This is a genomic window from Bacillus oleivorans (assembly GCF_900207585.1).
Lineage (GTDB): Bacteria > Bacillota > Bacilli > Bacillales > JC228 > Bacillus_BF > Bacillus_BF oleivorans.
Genome location: NZ_OAOP01000007.1, coordinates 161,917 through 187,015, shown reverse-complemented (window position 1 = coordinate 187,015; position 25,099 = coordinate 161,917). Strand labels below are relative to the sequence as shown.

Here is a 25,099-nt window from a genome sequence, read left to right as displayed (position 1 = left end):
CTCTTCATTTTTATAAAAAGAAAGCATTGGAATCGACAATAAGAGCGACTTGACCATCACCTAAAATCGTAGCTCCAGAGATGGCCTTTACATCTCCTAAATACCGGCTTAATGGTTTTAATACGACTTCCTGCTGTCCGATAAAGGCATCCACCACTAATCCGATCTGCTTATCGCCTTTTCTGACAACAACAACTGGATATAGATCTTCGTTCTCTGATTTTACTTGTACTGGTACTTTAAATAATTCCTTTAAGAAGACGAGAGGGACAACCTTCCCGCGATAGTCCATGACCTTTTGGTTGTGCGCTTCTACCATATCCTTTGCACTGATTATGAGCGTTTCAATAATAGAAGAGAGCGGGATCGCATATTTTTCTTTTTCTAGCTCTACTAATAAAACCGTCAGAATCGATAAGGTCATAGGGAGCTGAATTGAAAATAAGGATCCATTGTCAGGTTCAGATTCAATCGTTATTACTCCGCCCAGCGATTCAATCGTGCTTTTAACGACATCTAATCCAACACCGCGCCCAGAGATATCTGAGATTTGTTCTGCTGTTGAAAAACCGCTCGAGAAGATTAGCTGATAAACTTGTGAATCGGTTAAACTATTTCCGTCTTCTGCCGACACAATTCCCTTTGAAATCGCCTTTTGTAAAACCTTTTCCCGATTGATTCCTGCTCCATCATCCTTAATTTCAATAAAAACATGGTTTCCGCTGTGATAGGCTTTAAGTTCTAATGTTCCTGCAGGATTTTTCCCTTTGGCTTTCCTCACTTCCGGCGTTTCGATACCATGATCGAGACCATTTCGAATCAGGTGAACTAGAGGATCTCCAATTTCATCAATTACAGTTCGGTCGAGCTCAGTTTCCGCTCCTTCAATCTTAAACTCTATTTCTTTATGCAAATCTTTTGCGAGCTGCCGGACCATCCGCGGAAAACGATTAAAGACAGTGTCGATTGGAACCATTCGCATTTTTAATATAATGTCCTGAAGATCCCCGGATAAGCGCGACATATGTTCGACTGTTTGTCTTAAGGCCGTATGTTTTAATTCTTTGGATATTTGCTCCAGTCGTCCCTTATCAATAATAAGCTCCTCAAACAGATTCATAAGCCGATCAAGCCGATCAATATTGACACGGATCGATTTGGACACTTTCTTTTCTTTATGGCTTACCTGATCAGAATCCGTATTTCCTTTTGCTTCTTTCGCTAAGGCTGCGGCCATTTCAGCCTGTGCACTGCTTAAATCTCCAATATGAATCAATTTGGTTTCAACCTTATCAATTTCTGAAACCTTCATAATTTTTGCGGCAACGTCTTCAGCTGATTCAGCTGTAATAACCGTAACAGAAAAATCCTGATCAAACGCTTCCTGTTCCAGCATTTCTGTGCTGGGATTGCTTTTAATGACCTCACCTAATTTTTCTAATACATCGAATACCATAAATACCCTTGCAGCCTTTAATAAACAATCGGCACGAAGTGAAATTTTTAGTTCAATGCATGAATAGCCCTGCTCCAAGGATTGGGTAATAATATTTTGTTCATAGTCATTAAACGTTTGGATTAGCCCATGCTTTTGGGTATGTAAGGAAGCATCTTCCGCAACCTTCTTTTCTTGTGAAACCGGCTGTCCCGTTTCTATTTGCTTTAGAAGCCGCACCACTTCAGAGACATCTTTTTTTCCGTCGCCCCCATCAGCAATGGAGTACACCATGGCTTCCAAGTCATCAACTGCCATAAAAACGATATCCAGCACTTCACTTGTAACTGAAATCTTTTCATTTCGGATCGCATCTAACACATTTTCCATTTGGTGTGTCAGACTGGCCAGGTCTTCAAATCCCATTGTGGCTGACATACCCTTAAGCGTATGGGCTGAGCGGAAAATTTCATTAATAATTTCTAAGTTGCCAGGATTCTTTTCCAGTTCGAGCAAATGATCGTTACAAGCTTGAAGATGCTCTTTACTTTCTTCAATAAACATTTCTAAATATTGATTCATTTCCATCTGTTCCACCCCTTTTTATAGTAAGGCTCTGGTAAACTTGGTTGTTGATTTCCGTTCCAGGCACTTCAATCAACAAGCTAACCAAAATCAACATTGGGTTTAAAAAACCTATAGTAAAGAAAGAATGGCACCAGGAATGTCTTCCACATTTACGATGATGTCAACTAAACCTGCTGATACGGCTGATTTTGGCATTCCATATACCATACATGTTTGTTCAGACTCTGCGATTGCGATTGTTTGTCCTTGTTGCTTGAGGAGCTCGAGACCTTTGGTTCCGTCTGAGCCCATCCCTGTCATGATTACGGCAATTTTCTCATATTCCTCTAATGCGGCAGCTGATTGAAATAGCAGATCAACGGAAGGACGCACGCCATGAACGGGATCTTTATCATTCATTTCAAATATGAGTGACGAACCACTCTTTTTAATTTCAAGATGAACGCCTCCCGGTGCAATATAAACAACTCCATTCTCTAATTTTTCAAAACACTCCGCTTCTTTTACCCGTAAAGAGCAAAGAGAATCCAAACGTAAACTTAAGCTTTCCGTAAACTTTGGAGGCATATGCTGAACGACTACTATTGGCACATCAATTGTAGTCGGGATTTGAGTCAAAACTGTTTGTAACGCTTTGGGACCTCCGGTTGAGGTTCCGATTAAAACTAGCTTTGGATCCCCAGCGGAAGGCGCTTTTTCTTTTCGAAGCGACTCATAATTGGGACGACTGTCTTTTTTAGCCATTCCTTTGGAAGATTTTTTTGTTCCAACAATACGCTGGATATTAACCGTACTAGCATGAAGTACTTTTTCGACTAATTCGTCTTTAATCTTGTGCATATCCAGTGAGATAGGACCTGATGGCTTAGCAACAAAATCAACTGCCCCTAATTGAAGTGCCTGTAAAGTACTCGTTGCCCCTTCCCTCGTACTGCTCGATAACATCACAACTGGAATCGGGTTTTGCTCCATAATCATTTCAAGCGCATCAAGCCCATTTAATACTGGCATCTCAACATCTAATGTTAAGCAATCGGGTTTTAACTGTTGAATTTTCTTTAAGGCATCTTCGCCATTTCTCGCTGTTCCAACAACCTCAATTTGCGGGTGATCACTTAGAAAGTCAGTTATGACCTTTCTCATAAATGCTGAATCATCAACAATAAGTACCCGAACCTTCATCATGTATGACCTTTCCTTTCGGAGAAATAACTCCTTAATTTATGTAAAAATCCTGGCTGTTTCTGGAGAAATTCTGCACCGGTTGCAGAATCCTGATGACTGATATACTTCTTCGATATCTCACCGATCGCCATGGAGCTTCTGGCTGCTGGCCGGTAAAGAATAAATGGCGTTTGGCTAATGACTGCTTTTTGGACACTCTCATCCTCTGGAATAATCCCGAGTAAATGAATGTCTTTATGCAAAAACTTTGATATCGTTCTGTGAAGTTTTTGAAGAGTTCCCGAGCCATCTTGACTGTTTTTTGCCCGATTACAAATTAAGTAAAGTGACACCGGTGCCTGATTTATAATTATGTGCTTCGCCATACTATAGGCATCCGTAATCGCTGTTGGTTCTGGTGTTGTAATTACAAAACAGTCATCGACTGAGAATAAAAAGGCTAAGCTCTCTTCTGTTGCTCCAGCTCCCATATCAAAGACCAGATAGTCATAGTAGACCGAAAGCTGCTCCATCGTCCGAATGAACTGTTCTAATTTTTCCCCTTCTAATTTTTTAATAGATTGGAAGGCGCTCCCTGCCGCCATATAAGAGATGTTGGCCGGTCCTTTAAAAATTAGGTCATTGATATCGGCTTGGTTATTTAAAAAATCATAAAGGGTTATGTTAGGCGAATCCCCCATCAGAATATCAATATTCCCCATCCCCAGGTCCATATCTACTAGCAAGATACGATATCCTTTTTGTGAGAGTGAAATTGAAAAATTAAGGGAAAAATTTGATTTTCCAACCCCACCTTTGCCGCTTACAACCGCAATGGTTTTTGCTTCTTTTCGTTTATCCTGGTCCGTGACGTTTGCAAAATGCGACTGAAATCTTTGTCTAAGATTGGCTGCCTGATCCATGAAGTCACATATCTCCTAATAAATGCGATAATAACCATTCTTTATCCGCCACTTTCAGGTCATCCGGTACATTTTGTCCCGTGGTTAAAAAGCCTACCCCTATACCTGTATCCCAGATAAGATTCAAGATCATCCCAATCTGACTCGTTTCATCGAGTTTTGTAAATATAAAGCGGTCGATATGAAGCTGTGAAAATTGCTCAATAATCTGTTTAATATCGTATTCTTTTGCTGTGAGTGCAATCGTTAAGAATGTTTGTACATCCTCTTTAAAATCGATCACTTCTTTTAAATCTTCGACATATTGGCCATTTCTAAAATTTCTCCCGGCTGTATCTATAAAAATCGTATCGTAATTAGAAAAGCGAGCCTTTGCCCTGCTAAAATCTTCGAGATTATAACAGACCTCGACTGGAGCACCGACAATATTGGCATACGTTTTTAATTGCTCAATCGCCGCAATTCTGTATGTATCCGTTGTGATAAATGCCACCTTTTTCCGATCTTTCAGGATTGATTTCGCCGCCAGTTTTGCTAAGGTTGTCGTCTTCCCTACCCCCGTAGGTCCGACCAGCGCTACAAATTTTTTCTCAAGCAATTCAGATCCATCGAGCAAGGGATCTTTACCTTCGAAAATAGTCTGTGCTAGTAAACTTTTTAATTTATCTGTATTCTCGGGTTTTTGCTCCTTGTAATATAGCTCGGTCAAGATCGGAGCCCATTGGTTTAGCAGAAAAGGCGCTACCCCTTGTTCAGCCAGCAGATTTAGCATCGGTTTGAGTGCTTCTGGAACGATAAATTCAGCTTGAGTTCGGTACAACCCCTGTTTTAATTGCTGCACTTCTTTTAATAGTAAGCCTAAATCTGGGTTATACTCTTTCATTTTAGATCTAGTTGTAACAGCCGCCATATCAGCTGCTAGTTTTTCAGGGTGCTGGCTTGGAAGTTTTACAGGTTCGACCGCCGACGGATCAATGGCTGCCACAACCTCTATATATTTCTTTTTAAACAGTCCCATTACTCCGCCTTTATAAACGGTCTTTGAATTAATAATGACTGCATTTTGTCCAAGCTCAGCCCTTACCTTTTTCATCACTTCAGGCAAGCTTGGTCCCATATATTTTTTAAATTTCATCTAGTTTCACGACCCCTACACTCTGAATTTCGATATTCGTTTCCAATTCGTTGTAAGAAAGAATAGGAACTGTCGGAAAGTACCTTTCCGTAAGCTGCCGGACGTACATCCTGACTGCAGGTGAACAAAGCACTAATGGTGTCTGTTCAGTCAGAGAAAGCTTTTCTACTTCTTTTGCCAGCTTTTCTACTATTTTTTGAGCTATCCCCGGATCGATTGATAAATAATGACCATGTTCGGTTTGTTGTATACTGTCCGCGATCACTTTCTCTACTTGTCCAGATAGGGTAATCACCTTTAATAGGTCTCCGGATACATATTGGGCAGTAATCTGCCGGGCTAGTGCTTGTCTTACGTATTCTGTTAACAAATCTGTATTGGAAGTCATTTTTCCATAATCCGCTAATGTTTCAAAGATGATAGGCAGATTGCGGATTGACACTCCTTCTTTGAGGAGTTTGGCTAATACTTTCTGTACTTCCCCGATGGAAAGAGGATTTGGTGTTACTTCTTCTACTAAAATAGGATAGCTTTCCTTTAAATGGTCGATTAGCTGTTTCGTTTCCTGTCTGCCCAGAAGTTCATGGGCATGAGCTCTCAGGACTTCTGTTATATGGGTCGAGACAACAGACGGCGGATCCACGACTGTATATCCCATTAATTCAGCCTGGTCCTTTACTTCTTCACTAATCCACTTTGCCGGCAGTCCAAAAGATGGTTCAACGGTTTTTATGCCATCAATCATATCCTCCTCATCAGAGGGACTCATCGCCAAGTAATGATCCATATAGATTTCGCCTCTGGCCAGTTCATTGCCCTTAACCTTTAAGGAATACTCATTGGGCTTTAATTGAATGTTATCTCGGATTCTGACGACCGGGATTACCATCCCCAGCTCGATGGCAAGCTGCCTGCGAATCATGACGATCCGATCAAGCAGATCACCGCCTTGCTGTGCATCAGCCAGAGGAATCAAACCATAGCCGAATTCAAATTCAATCGGATCAACGCTGAGCAGGTTAACGACAGCTTCAGGCTTTTTCATCTCGTCGGTTTCTGCGATTTCCTCTAATTCCAGCAAATCTTCTTTGTCTATGTTCTGCGGCCTATTGATCATATAGCCCCCAACAAAGAGCATACCAGCGATTGGAATTGTATAAATATCTGAAATTGGAGTCAGTAAGCCAAGTACAAATATCGCTCCCCCTGCAATATAAAGCATGATCGGATACCTAAACAGCTGAGTGGTAATATCACTCCCGAGATTACCTTCCGATGTTGCTCTTGTTACGACGATTCCAGTTGCTGTAGAAATGAGCAATGCCGGGATTTGGCTGACAATTCCATCCCCTACTGTTAATAGAGAAAAGGTTACAGCCGCTTCACCAAAGGGCAGCCCCATTTGGATAACTCCAATCATAATCCCAAAAATTAAATTGATTAAAACTATGATAATCCCGGCAATAGCGTCCCCTTTTACAAACTTGCTGGCACCATCCATCGCCCCATAAAAGTCTGCTTCCCGAGAAATTTTATCCCTTCGTTCTCTTGCTTCTTTTTCCGAAATGATTCCTGCGTTCAGGTCAGCATCGATACTCATTTGCTTACCTGGCATCGCATCTAGAGTAAATCTTGCTGCAACTTCTGATACACGTTCAGAACCTTTGGTGATGACTACAAACTGGATAATAATCAATATTAAAAATACAACAAGGCCAACTAAAACATTGTTGCCAACAACGAAAGTTCCGAAGGTTTCAACAACCTGCCCCGCATCACCATGGGCTAATATTGCACGGGTTGTTGATACATTTAACGCTAATCGAAAAAGAGTCAAAATTAATAATAGCGAAGGAAAAATAGCTAATTCCAATGGCTCTTTGTTATTCATGGCCGTTAAAAGAACTACCAATGCAAGCGTTATATTAATGATGATTAGTACACTTAATAACCACCCTGGAAGCGGTATAATAAGCATAGCAACTATGAGTATGACACCGATGAATACAGATATATCTTTAGCCCGCATGACAAATCTCCTCACATTTAACAGATCAGTCGATCCATTGGTAATCAGTATTACTTGTAGGAAACAGGAATGCTTCCTTTTGTTTGATAAACAACTGCCAGTATTTCAGCTACTGCCTGGAAAAATTCTTCTGGTATGGCTTGGCCAATATCAGCCTGATCATATAAGGCACGGGCCAATGGCCGATTTTCAACTAGAGTCACGTCATTTTCTTTGGCAATAAACTTGATTTTTTGTGCAACAAAATCAACACCTTTGGCAACCACATAGGGGGCGTCCAGTTTAGCTTCATCATATTTTAATGCAATCGCGTAATGCGTTGGGTTCGTTATGACTACATCTGCATGGGGAACCTCCTGCATCATTCTTCGCATTGCCATTTCACGCTGGCGTTGCTTAATTTTTGACTTGATAAGTGGATCTCCTTCGATATTTTTATATTCGTCTTTGATATCTTGCTTTGACATCCGAATATTTTTTTCGAAATCATATTTCTGATACAAATAATCGAGACCGGAAAGAGCAAGCAATGCAAAAGATGCATAAAGTCCCATTTGTACGGTTAAATCCCCAACAACTGCCATTGATTCACCGACACTATATTGAGCTAGCATCATAATGTCTTCCAGATGAATCCAAAGGACAGCGAAGGTAATGAGGCCGATTAAAGTGATCTTTAAAATTGATTTCAATAGCTCTACAATAGCTCTCATTGAAAAGATCCGCTTAAACCCTTTGATTGGATCAATTTTCTCTAACTTAAAGGCAATCGTTTCCGTCGTAAATAAAAATCCTATTTGAATATAGTTCGAAAAAATCGCAGCCACAATCGCGGCTAACATGACGGGTGCAAGAAATTGAACCATTATCATAAACACATCCATCATTATTCTTTCTATATTAGATGGTGTCACTTCAACGAGTATAAAATCAGTGAATGATTGCTTATATAAATCGAGACATAAGTCCAGAAAGTAGGAACCTAGCATTAACAATCCAAAAAACACAGCCAGCATGATAAAGGATGTTCCTACATCTTGGCTTTTGGCTACCTGTCCTTTTTTTCGCGAATCCTGCCTTTTTTTCGGTGTTGCTTTTTCTGTTTTTTCCCCCGCGAAATACTGCAGGTCTAGTTTTACATAAGCCACTGTCTCACACCCTTTAACTGGATAACAGCTCCATTAGCCCTCTCATTGTAAAAAACATTTGATCAAATAAAGAGCTGACTACAACCATTAGGCCTCCAAAGGTAATAATAATAAAAATAAAGCTTACTGCTATTTTTAATGGGAGCCCCACCACAAAAACGTTTAACTGCGGGACCGTTCTAGCTGTGATTCCAAGTGCAACGTCAATTAAAAACAGACATGCAACGACCGGCAGTGACATTTGGAAGGCTATCAGAAACATCGAAGCAAAGGCTTTTGTTACAAAGAGCGCCAATTCCTGACTGCCGAGCGGAAGAGAAAGCTGTTCTAAAGGAACAAATTCATAGCTGTAAAAAATGGCATCTAATAATAAATGGTGACCATCTACTGCTAATAAAAATAAAAGAGCTATGATATAAAAATATTGACCCATAAGCGGACTTTGCGCACCCGTCTGCGGATCAATCACGTTGGCAATCGCAAAACCCATTTGAAAATCAATAAAGCCCCCTGCAACCTGAATCGCTGCCAAGATAATAAAGGCAATTAATCCCAATAACAAACCAAATAGAACCTCTTTGATTAATACAAGAAAAAAATGCTCTGTAAGGACATCTGCAGGCTTATCGATGGTGTAATACATAATCCAGGATAAAAAAAGTGAAAAACCTACTTTATGAGTACTTGGTATTGTCCGATAAGAATAAAGAGGAACAACTAGGAAAAAAGTTGTAACCCTAATAAAAATAAGTAAAAAAGCTGGGATTCCAGGAATAAGTTCTATCATCCTCTTATCCTACAAATGTCAATAGATTAGACCATACACCTTGAGCATACGTCAGCATTTGTCCGAGCATCCAGGGACCAAAAAATACAATTCCTAAAAGGACAGCTACAATTTTCGGGATAAAGGCTAAGGTTTGCTCTTGGATTTGTGTGGTTGCCTGAAAAATACTGACCACTAGTCCAACCACGAGGGCTAATAACAGTAATGGTCCTGATACTAAAAGGACGGCCCAGATCCCTTGTTCTGCAATATAAATGACTTGTTCTTGGGACATACCTATTCACCTTCTTTAAAAACTTTGAAGTAAAGACTCGACCACCAAATACCAGCCATCCACTAACACAAACAATAAAATTTTAAATGGCAAGGAAATCATAACCGGCGGAAGCATCATCATCCCCATCGACATTAGTACACTTGCCACGATCATATCGATGACTAGAAACGGAATGAATATCATAAATCCAATTTGGAAAGCTGTCTTAATTTCACTGATGGCAAATGCCGGGACTAGAGCTGTTAATGGGATATCCTCAATTGATTCTGGTGCAGGATACTGGCCATAATTCATAAACAAAGCCAAATCCTTTTGTCTAGTATGAGCACTCATAAATTCCTTCAGCGGAAGCACTGCCCGCTCATATGCCTCTTCAAGATTAATTTCTTCATTAAAAAGAGGAGTTAATGCCTCTTCATTTACCTCTTGGAAGGTAGGCGCCATGACGAAAAAAGTTAAAAACAATGCCAGTCCAATTATGACTTGAGTGGGAGGCATTTGCTGTGTAGCTAAGCCTGTCCGAACAAAACCCAAGACGATGACAATTCTTGTAAAACAAGTCATTAAGATTAAGATACTGGGCGCCAAAGATAAAACGGTTAGTAAAAGTAAGAGCTTGACCGATGTGGAAACATTCGCCGGATCACTGGTATTAAAAAATTCCATAAATTCATTCATGATGGTCTTGACCCCTTTTTCCCTTCCACTCATCGATTACTTTTTTACGATCCTGTTTCACCTTTAAAAGCTCGTTTTTTAATGAATCCAAAAAACGGCTATCTTGCTTGGTGTCTTTTTTTCCAATGAACAACTCACTCCATCCCTTTACAGACTCCTTGGGCTGATTCTGCTGGGATTCAAAAAGTTCTCTTATTTCTTCTTCATCTTCAATTTCTTTTAATAGAGTGACTGTCTCTCCTACCCCAACTATGTAAACTCTATTTCCAATTTTTACAAGCTGAATGCTTTTTTGATTCCCTAGTGTCGTCCCCCCTAAGTTTTCGATGACCCCATGGTTCGCGAAGTTTCTGCCCTTTTTTTGCACCCACTTTAGGACAAACAAGAGAAGAGTAATAACCAAAACAGTAGAAAAAATCATTTTAATCACATCAAGAATCGATATGCCTACCTGAGCAGGGGGAGCCCCCTCTTCTGTTGAAGTTTGGGAAGGAGATTCAGATTGTTCTGGATTCTCAAGCCATTCTTTAACACTCGTTGTATCAGCCTTAACAGTTGAAACCGTTTGGAAAGGAAGGACACCCAAAAAGAATAGTATAAAAAATAAGAAAATGACCTGTCTCCGTTTTTTCATTGCTGCACCTTCCTTTCTTGAAAACCTTGAAACTCTTCAACCATAAACGCTCGGCTCATTATCCCAGGGTTTTTCTGATGGCCTCTATCACCCGATCGGCTTGAAAAGGTTTTACAATAAAGTCTTTAGCTCCTGCCTGGATTGCATCGATTACCATGGCTTGCTGACCCATCGCTGAACACATAATAACTTTTGCATCACTATTTAGCTTCTTAATTTCTTTTAACGCAGAAATCCCATCCAACTCCGGCATTGTAATATCCATTGTCACTAAGTCAGGATGATGTTCCTTGAATTTTTCCACGGCTTGCGCTCCATTTTCTGCTTCAGCTACTACATCGAACCCATTTTTCGTTAATATATCTTTAATCATCATTCGCATAAATGCTGCATCATCCACTACTAAAATTTTTTGTCCCATATTCGTAACCTCCTAAGCTTGGTCTGTATAGTATTATCGTAATTTTTTTAATCGGTCGCTTTGACTAAGGATATCCGTTACGCGAACTCCAAAATTTTCATCAATGACAACAACTTCTCCTTGTGCAATTAAACGGTTATTAATCAGAATGTCGATTGGTTCTCCAGCAAGCTTGTCTAATTCTAAAATGGACCCTGATGAAAGCTCCAATATTTCTCTAACAGACCGTTTCGTCCGTCCTAATTCAACCGTAACTTGTAAAGGGATATCAAGCAGCATATTTAAGTTTTTTGTTTCGGTTTGCGCAGGCTTAAACTCTTCAAAACTAGTAAATACTGCCGGCTGCACATTTTTCTCAAGTGCTCCCTGCTTACTTGACTGATTTGCTTGATTACCAGACAAGGAATCTTGAATAGGTTGAGATTGTGGTTCCACCGATTGGACCACCTCCTGCAAAATTTCATCACTTTGCTCTTTTGCAAACTCATGCTCACTAATATTTCCCGCTGGTGGATTCAATAGCTCTTCTGTCATTGATTTTGCAAACTCAATTGGCAGTAACTGCATAATATTGGAGTCAATTAACGTCCCAATGGTTAAACGGAAGGATACCTTAACAATGTAGTTATCATTTGGGATTTTCTCTGTCCCTTCCCCTTGCGGAACATCCAACAATTCAACGACCGGAGGAGAGATATCAATTCTTTTATTAAAAATCGTCGACATCGATGTCGCAGCAGACCCCATCATCTGATTCATCGCTTCTTGAACGGCACTTACCTGAATTTCCCCTAAGTCCGTATTTTCAGGCTTGCCCTCGCCTCCCAGCATCAGGTCAGCGATAATAGCTGCATCATTTTGCCTGATCACAAGCAGGTTAGATCCTGAAAATCCATCCGTATATTGAACTTCTATCGCCACATAAGGATGAGGGAATTCTTCAGATAATTTCCGTTTCTCTACTAAACTCACAGAAGGAGTTGTAATCTCTACCTTCTGATTTAAGAGAGTGGATAGAGCAGTAGCAGAACTTCCGAAGGATATATTTCCAATTTCTCCTAAGGCATCTAGTTCCATGTCATTAAAATAATCCTTCACATCAAGAACAGGATCTGCGGATTCATCTGTGTCATTTAAGTTCGATCCTTTTAACAAAGCATCGATTTCGTCTTGAGAGAGCATGCCATCACTCATCATCTTCATCTCCCCCTTTGTAGGTGTCTAAAATTTGGACTGCTATTTTTTGATGATAATTGCCTGGCTGTGCAATAAACTTTGGAATTCCTTCCACAATAACTTGCAAGGGTTCGTCGATTTTCTGGTTTAATTGAATGACATCACCTATATCTAAAGAAAGAAAATCCTCAATCGATATGTCAGCAGAACCTAATATGGCCGCAATCGGAACTTCCGTTTTTCTGATGTTTTTTTCAAGCGATTGAAGATCCTCAGGCTGCATTTCCTTTTTTGCGGTTTGCATCCAATAGTGAACAGATAACTTTGGGATGATCGGTTCAAGTACAACGTGCGGAATACAAATATTAATCATGCCGCTTGACTCGCCAATGACCGTGTTAAGCGAAATAACCACAACGGTCTCATTCGGTGATACCATCTGTAAAAACTGAGGATTTACCTCAAAATCAGACAAAATCGGATCAATTTCGGTAATGGTTGACCAGGCCTCTGCCAAGTTTTCGATCGCTCTTTCAAATAAATTCTTCATGATCCTTGTTTCAATTTCAGTTAAGGTGTCTACCTTGTTCAAGCTTATTCCTTTTCCGCCAAGCACACGATCTACCATCGCATACGCAACATTTGGATTGATTTCCATAATGATCCGCCCATCAAGAGGCGGTACTTCGTACACATTTAGAATCGTCATTTTGGGGATGGATCGAATAAATTCCTCATAGGGAATTTGGTCCGCAGAAGCTACCGAAATTTGGACGTAAGTTCTAAGTTGTGCCGAAAAAAAGGTCGTAAGCAGACGTGCAAAGTTTTCATGAACCCGTGTTAAACTTCTGATTTGGTCTTTAGAAAACCGTAACGCCCTTTTAAAATCATAAACCCTTACCTTTTTCTCAGCTTGCTCCTTTTTCAGCTCATCTGCATCCATTTCGCCTGTAGATAATGCTGAGAGGAGGGCGTCTATTTCATTTTGGGAAAGTATTTCACTTGACATCTCTTCACCCCCATACTGCCTTGCTTCTTCTATTGGAGAACACTAGAGGTTATATACACCTGCACAATTTCACCTTTTGTTAAAAGGTCATTAATTTCTGACTTAAGGGAATCTTCTAAGTCAATTTTTCCTTGACTCCCTTGAAAATCGGCAGCCTCCATATTGGCAAGCTTTTTAATAATTAAGTTATTAACCTGAAAAGATCGTTTCTCTAACTCTTCTTTTGTTTCTGTACTGTCTGTTTGGATTTTAAAAGCGATTCGGATGAAATCCCCGCTTAACAGATTGGTTGTAATTTCTGGGATGTCAACAGATGCTTCCAGCACTTCATCAATGGATGCGGCTTTCGACTCAGCCTCTCCTTCTCTATCAAACTTTAATAGGACTAACAGAGCACCTGCTCCTACTAAAACGACAGCTAATAGAAGTGCAAATAACGTAGTTAACAATTTATTGTTCATGAAGCTCCCCTCCTTGTGCCATTACACGGAATAAGCCTACCCTCATATAAAAGGCTTCGATGCGTTTCTCAACTTCTTCAACAGACTCTTTAACTACAAATTTCTTTCCATTTGTCAGGGTAATGGTACAATCCGGAAAAGCTTCAATCGTCTCAATATACACAGCATGAAGAGAAAATTCTTTTCCATTTAGTTTTGTCAGTGTTATCACGATTAAGCGGAGGCCGGGTTATGAAAGGACCGGCCTCCTCCCTCCTTTACTACCGTTTTAAGTTTACGAGTTCTTGGAGGATCTCATCCGAAGTTGTAATAATTCGTGTGTTAGCCTGGAATCCGCGTTGCGCAACGATCATTTCCGTAAACTCTTCCGAAAGATCCACATTTGACATTTCAAGTGAACTGGATGCAATCGACCCGAATCCCTCGCCAGGTACGCCATTATTTGGCCGGCCGGAGTTAACACTTTCACGGTAAAGATTATTTCCAGCCTTCTCCAAACCTGAAGGGTTACTGAATTTAGCTAATGCTAATTGACCAAGATTTACAACGAGTCCATTGGAGTATACTCCGTTAATTTCACCGTATCCGCCAATGTTATAGCTTTCTAAAGCTCCAGCCGTATTACCGTCTGCTGTTGCCATTGCTGTGATGGAGCCTGGATTGTTGGTTAGACCACTAATATCTAATGCAAACGTAACAGACTCTGCATTTCCATCGTTGTTAGTATCTAGTGGAATAGTGACTGTAGTCGGATCTCCTGCTTGAAATCTAACAGTAGTAGGAGTAGAACTAGAACCAAGTTGGTTATTAGTAAATGTAATATCCCAGTCCCCTTGAGTTGCATTAGGAGCTATTTCAACATCAATGGTGTGAGATTGGCCGAGTGAATCAATAATTTTTATTTGTTGCGAAATACTTTGTGTTCCAACAGCATCATTTGGTAAGTTACCCGCTAATACAATCTCAGTTGTTTGCCTTGCCGGAAGCGCCGCATTCACGTTGATCATAATGTCGTTTAACACACCATTTTGATAGGATTGCACTTTATATCCATCAGCCGTAACAAGCGTTCCTTCATCATCCAGATAAAAGTTCCCTGCACGAGTGTAGAACAATGATTCTCCTTGTGCGACAACAAAGTAACCGTCACCGTTAATCGCTAAATCCAGCGATCTGCCAGTCGTTTGCAAGCTTCCTTGGGTATCAATCGTGTCAATTGAACTTAATGTTGCTCCCAGACCAACCTGCATCGGGTTTTTACCCCCCATATTTCCTTGGGCAGCCGTAGCACCTGCCATCGTTTGGTTCATTGTGTCTTTAAAGGTGACTCTTCCTTTTTTGAAGCCATATGTGTTTACGTTGGCAATGTTATTTCCAATTACATCAAGCTTGGTTTGAAAGTTCTTTAATCCGCTTATTCCTGAATACATCGAACGAAGCATTCTTCATTCTCCTCTCTAGAAATTATTCAATTAGCTGCTTCTGTCAGTCGGCAGCTTTAAGCCCTCCGTTATTGGTCCAGGCTTATTCCAATACAATAGTTCCCGTGATATTTGTAAAGATCTGTTCATTAGCTTCCTTCCGTGACATTGCTGTAATAATCGTTTCGTTGTTGGCACTCACGATAAAAGCTGAATCTTTCATTAACACCAGGGATTCTTTCAATCCCATCTGTTTTGCTTCTAGCACTTTACTTTGCAATTTGGACCAGCTTGATTCATCGAGCTGAATCCCTCTCTCATTCATTCGTTCCATTGCATGCTTACTGGCTTTTAAGCCTGATTGCTGCTGAATAGCCTCTTTTAAATGATTGGAAAATGAGCTTCCTTGTGCTTGGCTTGGCTGCGGTTGAGTTTTACTGGTTTGAACTATTGGCAGCTTAGGAAAATTAGAAACATAAATTGGTTTCATCTTTTCTCATTCTCCCTGCAGCACTTTTACTATTTGATCTTGTGTGATACTTTTTTCATCCGCAGTCAAAAATTTGAGCTCGCCGTTTTTATAAGAAACCGCTTCAATCAAAGATGTTATTTCAGTACCAGCTTCATCAAGCCAAGTTACAGTTAGACCAATCATATGGCTCGCATCTACAATGGACTGTGGAGTTGAGAATTGATTAATCTCCGTTAAATCACCAGGGGTAATCGTCGTACCATCTTCCAGATTCAATAAAATTTGTCCTTCAATGAATTCAATGCCTAGTACCTTACCCTTTCCCTCTACAACTTCTAGTCCTTCTTTGCCTTCCAAGATTTGCACATAGGAAACATCCTTCCCAATTAACTGCTGATAGTTTAATAGAGAAGACGTGAGCTCCTGCTGAACAAATTTGTCAAACGACTCGGAAAGATTCATCATTTGCTCCAGGCTCGAAAACGTCGCCATCTGCGCGATAAATTCCCTGTCTTGCATCGGATTCGTAGGGTCTTGATTCTGAAGCTGTGTGATTAAAATCTGTAAAAACTCGTCCTTGCCAAGACTGCTTCCATCTTTCACTTCTCTTTCCGACTGAACCGAAGATAAAAGTAAAGAGGGATGAATCGTGTTTGTCATCCTATCACCCGCCTACACTATTAATTCAAATAACACATCTTGAAACTGAATCTGTTCATTTTCAGACTGGCTGTTATTTTTATGTTTGTTTTGCTGTTGTCCTGATTGCTGCTTGTGTTCTTGTTCCTTGTTATAGAAAGAACGTTCTTGCGGTTGTGTGTAATTCTCTATAACCTCGATCTTATCGATTTGAACAGCTTGTCCCATTGCATTTCTAAATCCTTGAAGCTGGGATTCTATTAGTTCCTTTGCTGCCTGAGTCGACGTTAAAAGCTTTGCTGTAATTATTCCATCTTGTCTTACCAGTTCGATTCTTAGCGTTCCAAGATGTTCCGGATGCAATTTAACCAACAGCTTTTGTGTTCCCTCTAAATGAGAGAAACTGCTTTTTTGTATCATCTTTGTGAGCATTTCTGTGAATTGCTCAAAGGAAACTGGCTTTGTATTCGTTTGACTATTGGTAACAATTGGCTGTTTGATTTGCGTCAAAAAGGACAAATTCCCTTCGAATGCTTTAACAGAGCTTTCATTCAATCCTGAGTTTGCAGCGAGCTTTTCATTCGCAACAGCATTTAATGTAAGTTTTTCACTCGTTAGCTCATTCCCCGAGTTTTTCATTGCCTGATAGCTTTCTAGAATCCGGTCAAATAGCGGCTGTTTTTTTGACTGTTTAAGAAAGATTTCTAAATTTTCCCGGATCTTGCCTAACGACTGCTGTAAATGTTCTAGTGCTGCAGCTTCTTTTGCTGGAAGAGATAAACGGCTTCCGGCTAGTTCAACCATTTTAAGCATTTCCAGAATTTTAAGCACATTAGGGGCTTCTCCCTTTGAAATACTTAATTCGATTTGAGCAGCTGTTTGTGCCCAGGTTTCAAATGATGCCACTTGCTTGATGTCCATCTGACCTATTTGTCCTGCCTGTCCTGTGTATTCTGTTAAAAAGCTTAACAAGTCCTCAGTATTCATGGCAGTAACATTCTGTAAGAAGGCAAACAGTTCAAATGGAATATCTTCTTCCTTTACAAACATTAGGGAATCAAGCTGAAGAATGGCATCCTCTTCACCGTTCAACCAATCTGAGAGGCTATTTATGTCTGAACCCGTTTCCAGTGTTAGCAAGGCTAGTAAGTCTTTTACATCTTGATCAGAGATTGTTTCGCCGTTTCTAAGTTCATTATGTATGGTCGAGCTTTGTCCTTTGGCTGCTTGCAGAAACGTCGCAAATCCCTCTATTTTTCCAAATTCACTATGATGAACTGCATGCTGTGACAGTTGAACTGGTGCTTGTATACTCGCTACATTCAACTATGTTTCACCTCCTTTCAGGGAGTATTTTTTATTCAGTTGGAATAAAAACGGTTAGGCTTTGTGCAAAGCGGGCTGCATCTGCTGGCGGCATATTCTCGAGAATGGATGCCAGTGTTTCTTCATCGACCCGTGATAAAATTTGCAGGGCAACAAACTCATCCATTTCTATTAAAATAGGTGCCGCATTTTTCGCTGACATCGATTCAAAAGTCGAGACAATTTCATTAAATTCTCGTTTATTGTCTTCTTGAACCTCTCTTAGTTCTTCAATAATAAGAGATTGTTGTTCAATTTCCTGTTGCAGCTCTGCGATCGATTGATCTTTTTCCAATATCGTGCTTTTTAGCTCATCCATTTGTGATTCCTGATCCTTTATTTGTCCCTGCAGGGCGATGAGTTCACTGGATTCAATCCGATTTTCGGCTTCATCGGTTTGTTTTGGCAGGAATGGAATGTTAATGCTTAACTCTTCTGCTTTTTCAAAAATATTAATACCTGAAATACTCATAACAGCCAGACCAATTATTAGAACGAGCAGCAAAGGCAGGATAATCCATAATACGAATCGTTTACCTTTTGAGCCTGATTTTTCGTTTAAATGTCTATCAATCACTTTTTCCATTTGCTTCACCTGAATTTTAGATTCGTAAACTGTCTGATAGCCGCCTCATCCATTCCTTTTGCTTCCTCTTTTTTGGTAAGAAGCTGAAACTGAATCTGATCTCGTTCTTTTAATTTTGAATATTTCTTTACTTCAACGTCACTTTTTTGTAATTCGAACTGCTTAATTTGCATAGTTTGCCGCGCTTGTGAAACCTTTTTTTGCACCATTGAAATGGTTTCTTCGAGATTCTTTCGATATTGCTGCAGCTGCTTAATCTCAAGAACACTTAATCCAGACGTTGATAGGGCATACTCTTGATTCGCTTCAAGCTCCTCTTTTTTCTTTAACAATTCATAAAGCTGGTTTGCTGCTTGTTCGAACTGGGTAATAGAAGCTTGATAGTCGTTTCTGGCCTGATCTTTCTCTTTTTCCTTAATTGAGAGCAGGGACTCATAGCGAAATATATAATTCATCTTAAATACCCTCCTCCATTACGTGCCCGAGAAGCTGTAAACTTTTTTCAAAGCTGCTTCTTTCGTTGGTTTTTTGTTTAAGAAAATCTTTTATTTTTGGATAAAGCCGGATGGCCTCATCAATTTCTCGTGAAGCGCCTTTTTTATAAGCGCCGATTTGAATCAAATCTTCTGATTGCAAATACTTACCATATGTTTCACGAAGCATTTCTGCTGCTTTTAGATGCTCTGGAGTAACGAGCTGATTCATTAAGCGGCTTACACTGTTTAAGATGTTGATCGCTGGAAAGTGACCTTGATTAGCAAGGGAACGATCCAACACGAAATGCCCATCCAGAATCCCTCTGACTGTATCAGCAATCGGTTCATTCAGATCATCACCATCGACGAGAACTGTATAAAATGCCGTAATTGAACCTTTTTCACTAGTTCCCGTACGCTCGAGAAGTCTTGGTAATAAGGCGAAAACGGATGGTGTGTATCCTTTAGTGGTTGGAGGTTCGCCGATTGCTAAACCAATTTCTCTTTGTGCCATCGCAACCCTGGTAACGGAGTCCATCATCAGAAGAACGTTAGCGCCTTGGTCGCGAAAATGCTCAGCAATTGCCGTTGCCGTTAAGGCACCCTTAATTCTCATTAAAGCAGGCTGGTCTGAGGTGGCTGCAACCACTACTGATTTTTTTAAGCCTTCATCGCCAAGATCTCTTTCAATGAACTCTTTTACCTCCCTGCCACGTTCTCCGATCAGACCAATCACGTTCACATCTGCCTGGGTTTCTTTCGCCATCATTCCAAGCAAGGTGCTTTTTCCGACACCACTGCCGGCAAAAATACCAATTCTTTGTCCTTTCCCAACCGTAAGCAATGAATCTATTGCACGCACACCTACAGAAATAATTTCATTTATAGTTGGCCGTTTTAACGGATTGGGAGGCTGCTGCTCTGTTTGGACAGGAACCAATCCTTTAGGTAAAGTAGAACCATCCAAAGGGAACCCAAGCGCATCCACCACTTGTCCAATCAGTGCCGAGCCCGCCTTTATCTCCAGAGGTTTCCCGAGCGCTTCAACTAAACTTCCGGGTGAAATTTCCTGAATCGTACTGTAGGGCATCAACACACAATAATCTTCACGAAAGCCAATTACTTCTGCCAAAATTTTCTTCCGGCCAGAACCTGTATAAATGTAACAGACATCCCCGATTGAGGTTGCTGGTCCTTGTGATTCAAGTAAAAGTCCGATAACCCTTTTAATTTTTCCATACCGTTTATATGGGACGATTTGGTCAATCATTGGAATGAGGTCTTGTGCCTTCAATGGTCATCCTCCTCTAGCCACTCCAACAAATGAGCTTTGACCTGTGTAAGCTGGACCTCTACACTGGCATCGAGCTTACCGCCTTCTGTTTCAATGTAACAGCCTGTACTATTCAGTTCAGGGTTTGCATAGATGTATATCTCAGCTTCGGCAGGAAGAATCAGCTTTAACTCTTGCTTGATTTGTATTAATTCTTCATAGTGTTCCGGATGAACGTACACAAACACTGTTTTTTGGTTCTTTACCTGCTCAATTGCCTGTTTTGTATAACTAATGTAGGCTTCACTCTCTTGCAATTTTTCACCAATTATTTTTTCAGCAATTTTCATCGCAAGTTCTACGATCGTTCTCTCGGATGCTTGCAAATGTGCGTAATAATCTTCCTTGGCTTTATCAACAATTGAATTAGTTTGCTGAATAAGAGCTTGGACTTGCTCGTACCCCTGCTTTAATCCTTCCTGATGACCATCTTCATAGCCTTGTGCATTCGCTTTTGCTTTCAGCTGTTCTTTTTCAATTTCCCATTCAGCTTTAGCTTTCTCAAGTTCTTGTTGGATCGAATCTTGCTTATGATAGGCAGAATGAATGATTCGATCAGCCTCTATCTTTGCTTCAGATATAATGTGCTGGGCCATTTTCTCGGGGTCTTCTTCTATTTTCTGTTCAATTTGCTGCGTATAGAAGGATTGGACTCCGATGACTTTTTGCTGCTGCAGATTTGCCAGTGGAGATGCCTTTAAAACTTTAGACAATGATATCATCTCCTCCGCCTCTGGCTATGATAATCTCTCCTGCATCCTCAAGTCTTCTTATGATGGCAACGATTCTCGATTGAGCCTCTTCAACATCCCTTAATCGGACAGGACCCATTAACTCCATTTCCTCCTTAAAGGTGTCAGCCATACGCTGGGACATATTTTTAAAGATAATTTCTTTAACCTCTTCACTGGCCACTTTAAGAGCAAAAAGAAGATCTTCATTTTCACAATCACGAATAACGCGCTGAATCGAACGGTTGTCCAATGTAACAATATCCTCAAAGACAAACATTCGTTTCTTGATTTCTTCTGCAAGCTCGGGATCCTGAATCTCTAATGCATCTAAAATCGTTTTTTCCGTAGCCCGGTCAACCCCGTTTAACACTTCAACTACCGCTTCAATTCCGCCCGTTTGCGTATAATCCTGAGTCACTGTGGTTGAAAGCTTTCGCTCTAAAATTTCCTCCACTTCGTTAATAACCTCTGGCGAAGTCCGGTCCATTAGAGCAATCCGCTTAGCAATATCGGCCTGGACTTCTTGCGGCAGTTCCGATAAGATTTGTCCAGCTTGTGCCGGATCTAAGTAAGATAAAATGAGTGCAATTGTTTGCGGATGTTCATTTTGGATAAAGTTTAAAATTTGGCTAGGATCTGCTTTCCTTGCAAAATCAAAGGGTTTAACCTGTAAGGAAGATGTTAAACGATTAATGATTAGATTAGCCTGTTCATGTCCGAGTGCTTTTTCAAGCACCATTTTGGCATACCCAATCCCGCCTTGTGATATATAGTCCTGAGCAAGCGCGATGCTATGGAATTCATCTAATACTTCTTCTTTTGCAATCGCATCGACTTTTCTGACTCCAGAGATTTCTAGAGTAAGCTGTTCGATTTCTTCTTCTGATAAATGCTTATAGACTGAAGCTGAAACTTCAGGGCCAAGGGAGATAAGTAAAATAGCTGCTTTTTGTCTGCCGGTTAATTCCTTCGTATCTTTTTTCATCGTATCCCCCCTAATCCTGTGTTAACCAAGAACGAAGAAGTTTTACAAATTCTTCTGGATGATTTTTAGCCAGCTGTTCTAATTGCTTCCGTTTTACAGTTCCTTCCGTTTCTTTCTCTTCGTTTAAGTCTGGCACATGAATCGGTGTTGCTTCTTCCTCATCGAAAATATAATCTTGCTGAGCTTGACTTGACCGTGACCTCATAAATAGAACGAGTAAAATAATGATTAATAGAATGAGCACACCGCCAACCGCATAAATCCACCACGGTAATTGACCGGCAGAATTAGAAGGCATTTCAGTTTTTCCATTAAAGCGCTGAACGGAAACAACAATTTTATCTTCAAGCACTTGGTCTGAGATTTCTTCAGATTCTGCATCTTTATGTATAGAGGTTCTTACAATCGTACTTAGCATTTGAGTAATATCTTCAACCGTTCCTTCTGGGAGAGAGTTAGGATCATCCGGCACAGGAGGCTCAACCATGACTTGAATGCCGACATCCTTGATTTTATAAGGACTTTCTACAATTTCCTTTCGAATCCGATTGACTTCATTGTTTATCGTTTCTTCGATTCGTTCGTAGTCTCCATTTGATCCGTCAGTGCCCATATATTGATTGAGCGGATCAGTCGGATCCTCACCTTGAGGGACACCTGCCGCCTGTTCAGCATTACCTGTAAAGGTTTCTGTCAGTCGCTGTGCACTAATCGTGATCCCTTCCATGTTTTCTTCATCAACAGGCTCAACCAATGTTTCTTCTCTGTTTTCTTGGGTAAAATCAATATCCGTTGTGACAGATACCACAACTTTGTCTTGCCCCATGATTGTACCTAACATCCGCTGAACTTCTCTTTGAATATCACGTTCGATTTGCTTCTGCATCTCATACTGTGCCTGAAAAATCGTACTGCCTTGTATATTTCCGTTATTATTTAGGTCGAAATACTCAAAATATTGGTTCATGATGACGATATTATCAGTAGGAAGGTTTGGAACACTTTTAGAAACTAAATGGTATAAAGAAAAAATCTGATCTTGGCTAAATGAATAACCCGGTTTCGTATGTAAAACAATCGATGCGGATGCTTCACCTGCTGCATCGCTGACAAAAATTCCTTGCTCAGGCAGACTTAGCATCACTTGGGCATCCTCGACACCATCAATCCCTTTGATGAGATTAGCAAGTTCTGTTTGCATGGCATCAAGCTTCATTACATTAAACTCTTGTTCTGTTGTCCCGATTCCAGCGTTATCGCTAAAGAAGGAATAATCGATCTGACCAGAATCAGGGATCCCCTCAGCAGCTAATTCAACTTTTAGCGTATCTACAAATTGTTCTGGAACCGAAATCGTCGTTCCCCCATCTGTAATAACGGAGTCAATTCCTCTGCCATCTAATGTTTCTTTAATGACACCCGTTTCGGAAGGCGATAAATTACTGTATAAAGGAACCATATTACTCTTTGAAGCTAGTAAAATAATAACGGTTAGACTAATAAAGATGATTAATATGGCAGACACGAACGCTAATCTTTGCTGCCTTGTTCGCTCTTTCCAAAATGTTTGTATTCCCTTTAATTGTCTTAGAAGCGATTCATTCATTCTTATCCCCCGAGTACATACACGCTTACCAAGCGTGGAAATCCTCTACAAAAGAAAAACTTATAGTTGCATTCTCATAACTTCTTTATAAGCATCAACTACTTTATTTCTTACTTCAATTGTAGCTTGTAACGTAACACTTGCTTTTGAAGCAGCAATCATAACTTCGTGTAATTCTACATCTTCTCCCTGAATTAATTTCTGGGTCATCTGATCTGATTCAACTTGAGCTTTATTAACCTGTTCAATCGAATCTTTTAACCATGAAGAAAATGATTTCTGAGCTTCAAATGGACTTGTACGCTCTGTATTCGCAGCAGCAGCAGTTGGCAGGGCTGGACCGGATATTGGATTAATCATTTAAATTCCCCCTCTATTTCCCAATTTCTAAAGCTTTCATCATCATTGCTTTTGTCGCATTCAATACCGTTACGTTGGCTTCATATGATCTTGTTGCACTTATAAGATCTACCATCTCTCTTAACGGATCAACATTCGGCATTTCAACATAGCCTTGTTCATTGGCATCAGGATGGCTTGGGTCATAGACAAGATTAAAAGGAGTTTGATCATCCACTACATTCGTTACGGCCACTCCCCCGTCCGCTGATTTGTTATTCATAGCCCGATTTAATAGACCTGAAAAGCTGTTTTCTGATTCTAGCACAACCATTTTTCTCCGGTACGGCTGCCATTCGCCATTAACGAGTTCAGCCCGGGTTGTATCGGCATTGGCCATGTTAGACGAAATAACATCCATTCTAAGCCTTTGGGCAGAAAGCGCTGATGAAGTAATATTAAAACTGTTAAAGGCGTTCATCTTATTGTCCTCCCTTTATGACATTTTGCAGGGATGAAAACTTGCTGCTAAGTCTGTCAATTAAAGCATTGTAATAAATTTGGTTTTTTGCCAAATCTGCCATTTCCTTATCCATATCAACACTATTTCCATTGTTGTTGTAAACAAGCGTGGATTTTGCTTCAATAACAGGACTGCTATTGGTATTTGCAGTGAAGGTAAAATGTCTTGCGTCGGTTCTATAGGCATTAATTTCTAATGTCGCCTTTTGAAGTGTATCTTGGAAGGTAACTGTCTTCGCCTTATAGTTGGGAGTGTCGACATTTGCAATATTGTCTGAAATGGCTTTTTGTTTTGTTGTCGAATATTGTAACCCCTGTTCGAGCGAAGTAAAGATATCAGAAAATAATTTCACAAAGATCACCTCGCGTAATTGAAATGTAACACTTGAAAAAATACTGGAAGATAAACCTAATATAATAACTATTCTAATGATAAACGCCCCATATGTCTATGAAGTAAAACGACATTTTACTATGTCTATTTTCCTATTTTCTCAAGAGGTAAATGGGATTGCCCGCTAGTCGAATTTTGGCAATTAACCAGTATCATGAAATTCTGGAAATAGAAGTTTGTCGAAAAAACAGTGTCGAAACCGCATGAATATTGACTTTTTCTCCATTAGGAAAATTTTTCTAACCTATTTTCATTCCCTTTTTGTTCAAATTTTCAGTAATGTTTCAACTGTAACAAAATCCTTCCTTTTTTACGCAAAAAAAATTTTATTAATATAAAATACACAAAATAAATTGATTTGA

General features: G+C 40.1%; 28 protein-coding genes. All 28 read right to left on the bottom strand.

Going from position 1 to position 25,099, the window contains the following annotated elements; all coding sequences use genetic code 11:
- Positions 1-10 precede the first annotated feature (10 nt).
- Positions 11-2,023, bottom strand: coding sequence for a chemotaxis protein CheA (locus CRO56_RS15870; RefSeq protein ID WP_097159608.1), 2,013 nt, complete (start codon positions 2,021-2,023; stop codon positions 11-13).
- 108 nt (positions 2,024-2,131) lie between these two features.
- The gene (locus CRO56_RS15865; RefSeq protein ID WP_097159607.1) at positions 2,132-3,208 is read right to left on the bottom strand and encodes a protein-glutamate methylesterase/protein-glutamine glutaminase; all 1,077 of its coding nucleotides are present in this window, start codon (positions 3,206-3,208) and stop codon (positions 2,132-2,134) included.
- Entirely contained in the window at positions 3,205-4,110 is a 906-nt protein-coding gene (locus tag CRO56_RS15860; protein ID WP_097159606.1) for a MinD/ParA family protein, read from the bottom strand. Before CRO56_RS15860 ends, CRO56_RS15865 begins: the two co-directional genes overlap by 4 nt.
- 4 nt (positions 4,111-4,114) lie before the next feature.
- The gene (gene flhF / locus CRO56_RS15855; protein WP_097159605.1) at positions 4,115-5,245 is read right to left on the bottom strand and encodes a flagellar biosynthesis GTPase FlhF; all 1,131 of its coding nucleotides are present in this window, start codon (positions 5,243-5,245) and stop codon (positions 4,115-4,117) included.
- Positions 5,235-7,274 (bottom strand): flagellar biosynthesis protein FlhA, encoded by a 2,040-nt coding sequence (gene flhA / locus CRO56_RS15850; protein WP_097159604.1) that lies wholly within the window; start codon positions 7,272-7,274, stop codon positions 5,235-5,237. The genes flhF and flhA overlap by 11 nt, the downstream gene beginning before the upstream one ends.
- Positions 7,275-7,324: 50 nt before the next feature.
- A complete protein-coding gene (gene flhB, locus CRO56_RS15845; protein WP_097159603.1) occupies positions 7,325-8,422 on the bottom strand; it encodes a flagellar biosynthesis protein FlhB in 1,098 nt (365 codons plus the stop codon).
- A gap of 13 nt (positions 8,423-8,435) precedes the next feature.
- Complete coding sequence (gene fliR, locus CRO56_RS15840) at positions 8,436-9,209, bottom strand: flagellar biosynthetic protein FliR (RefSeq protein WP_097159602.1); 774 nt, start codon at positions 9,207-9,209, stop codon at positions 8,436-8,438.
- Positions 9,210-9,213: 4 nt separating this feature from the next.
- A complete protein-coding gene (gene fliQ, locus CRO56_RS15835; RefSeq protein WP_097159601.1) occupies positions 9,214-9,483 on the bottom strand; it encodes a flagellar biosynthesis protein FliQ in 270 nt (89 codons plus the stop codon).
- A 15-nt stretch (positions 9,484-9,498) separates the two neighbouring features.
- Entirely contained in the window at positions 9,499-10,164 is a 666-nt protein-coding gene (gene fliP, locus CRO56_RS15830; protein ID WP_097159600.1) for a flagellar type III secretion system pore protein FliP, read from the bottom strand.
- Positions 10,157-10,798 carry a flagellar biosynthetic protein FliO gene (locus CRO56_RS15825; protein WP_097159599.1) on the bottom strand — a complete coding sequence of 214 codons (642 nt, stop codon included), beginning with the start codon at positions 10,796-10,798 and terminating at the stop codon, positions 10,157-10,159. The genes fliP and CRO56_RS15825 overlap by 8 nt, the downstream gene beginning before the upstream one ends.
- A gap of 58 nt (positions 10,799-10,856) precedes the next feature.
- Positions 10,857-11,219 (bottom strand): response regulator, encoded by a 363-nt coding sequence (locus tag CRO56_RS15820; protein ID WP_097159598.1) that lies wholly within the window; start codon positions 11,217-11,219, stop codon positions 10,857-10,859.
- Between the two features lie 33 nt (positions 11,220-11,252).
- Positions 11,253-12,416, bottom strand: coding sequence for a flagellar motor switch phosphatase FliY (gene fliY, locus CRO56_RS15815; protein ID WP_097159597.1), 1,164 nt, complete (start codon positions 12,414-12,416; stop codon positions 11,253-11,255).
- Positions 12,406-13,404: a flagellar motor switch protein FliM gene (fliM, locus tag CRO56_RS15810; protein WP_097159596.1), complete on the bottom strand. Its 999-nt coding sequence runs from the start codon at positions 13,402-13,404 to the stop codon at positions 12,406-12,408. Before fliM ends, fliY begins: the two co-directional genes overlap by 11 nt.
- Before the next feature lie 29 nt (positions 13,405-13,433).
- Positions 13,434-13,865, bottom strand: coding sequence for a flagellar basal body-associated protein FliL (fliL, locus tag CRO56_RS15805; protein WP_097159595.1), 432 nt, complete (start codon positions 13,863-13,865; stop codon positions 13,434-13,436).
- The gene (locus tag CRO56_RS15800; protein WP_097159594.1) at positions 13,855-14,076 is read right to left on the bottom strand and encodes a flagellar FlbD family protein; all 222 of its coding nucleotides are present in this window, start codon (positions 14,074-14,076) and stop codon (positions 13,855-13,857) included. The genes fliL and CRO56_RS15800 overlap by 11 nt, the downstream gene beginning before the upstream one ends.
- Before the next feature lie 49 nt (positions 14,077-14,125).
- On the bottom strand, positions 14,126-15,307 hold the full coding sequence (locus CRO56_RS15795) for a flagellar hook protein FlgE (protein ID WP_097159593.1): 1,182 nt from the start codon (positions 15,305-15,307) through the stop codon (positions 14,126-14,128).
- 82 nt (positions 15,308-15,389) lie between these two features.
- Complete coding sequence (locus tag CRO56_RS15790) at positions 15,390-15,776, bottom strand: TIGR02530 family flagellar biosynthesis protein (protein WP_097159592.1); 387 nt, start codon at positions 15,774-15,776, stop codon at positions 15,390-15,392.
- A gap of 6 nt (positions 15,777-15,782) precedes the next feature.
- Complete coding sequence (gene flgD, locus CRO56_RS15785) at positions 15,783-16,418, bottom strand: flagellar hook assembly protein FlgD (RefSeq protein WP_097159591.1); 636 nt, start codon at positions 16,416-16,418, stop codon at positions 15,783-15,785.
- 12 nt (positions 16,419-16,430) lie between these two features.
- Complete coding sequence (locus CRO56_RS15780; RefSeq protein ID WP_097159590.1) at positions 16,431-17,723, bottom strand: flagellar hook-length control protein FliK; 1,293 nt, start codon at positions 17,721-17,723, stop codon at positions 16,431-16,433.
- Positions 17,724-17,754: 31 nt separating this feature from the next.
- Positions 17,755-18,348: a MotE family protein gene (locus tag CRO56_RS15775; RefSeq protein ID WP_097159589.1), complete on the bottom strand. Its 594-nt coding sequence runs from the start codon at positions 18,346-18,348 to the stop codon at positions 17,755-17,757.
- Positions 18,349-18,353: 5 nt separating this feature from the next.
- Complete coding sequence (gene fliJ, locus CRO56_RS15770; protein WP_097159588.1) at positions 18,354-18,803, bottom strand: flagellar export protein FliJ; 450 nt, start codon at positions 18,801-18,803, stop codon at positions 18,354-18,356.
- Between the two features lies 1 nt (position 18,804).
- Positions 18,805-20,118 carry a flagellar protein export ATPase FliI gene (fliI, locus tag CRO56_RS15765; protein WP_097159587.1) on the bottom strand — a complete coding sequence of 438 codons (1,314 nt, stop codon included), beginning with the start codon at positions 20,116-20,118 and terminating at the stop codon, positions 18,805-18,807.
- Positions 20,115-20,870 carry a flagellar assembly protein FliH gene (gene fliH, locus CRO56_RS15760; RefSeq protein ID WP_179714299.1) on the bottom strand — a complete coding sequence of 252 codons (756 nt, stop codon included), beginning with the start codon at positions 20,868-20,870 and terminating at the stop codon, positions 20,115-20,117. The genes fliI and fliH overlap by 4 nt, the downstream gene beginning before the upstream one ends.
- Complete coding sequence (gene fliG, locus CRO56_RS15755) at positions 20,863-21,876, bottom strand: flagellar motor switch protein FliG (protein WP_097159585.1); 1,014 nt, start codon at positions 21,874-21,876, stop codon at positions 20,863-20,865. The genes fliH and fliG overlap by 8 nt, the downstream gene beginning before the upstream one ends.
- A gap of 10 nt (positions 21,877-21,886) precedes the next feature.
- The gene (gene fliF / locus CRO56_RS15750; RefSeq protein WP_097159584.1) at positions 21,887-23,482 is read right to left on the bottom strand and encodes a flagellar basal-body MS-ring/collar protein FliF; all 1,596 of its coding nucleotides are present in this window, start codon (positions 23,480-23,482) and stop codon (positions 21,887-21,889) included.
- Positions 23,483-23,542: 60 nt separating this feature from the next.
- On the bottom strand, positions 23,543-23,842 hold the full coding sequence (fliE, locus tag CRO56_RS15745; protein WP_097159583.1) for a flagellar hook-basal body complex protein FliE: 300 nt from the start codon (positions 23,840-23,842) through the stop codon (positions 23,543-23,545).
- 13 nt (positions 23,843-23,855) lie between these two features.
- Complete coding sequence (flgC, locus tag CRO56_RS15740; protein ID WP_097159582.1) at positions 23,856-24,302, bottom strand: flagellar basal body rod protein FlgC; 447 nt, start codon at positions 24,300-24,302, stop codon at positions 23,856-23,858.
- A gap of 1 nt (position 24,303) precedes the next feature.
- Positions 24,304-24,696 (bottom strand): flagellar basal body rod protein FlgB, encoded by a 393-nt coding sequence (gene flgB, locus CRO56_RS15735; RefSeq protein WP_097159581.1) that lies wholly within the window; start codon positions 24,694-24,696, stop codon positions 24,304-24,306.
- Positions 24,697-25,099 lie beyond the last annotated feature (403 nt).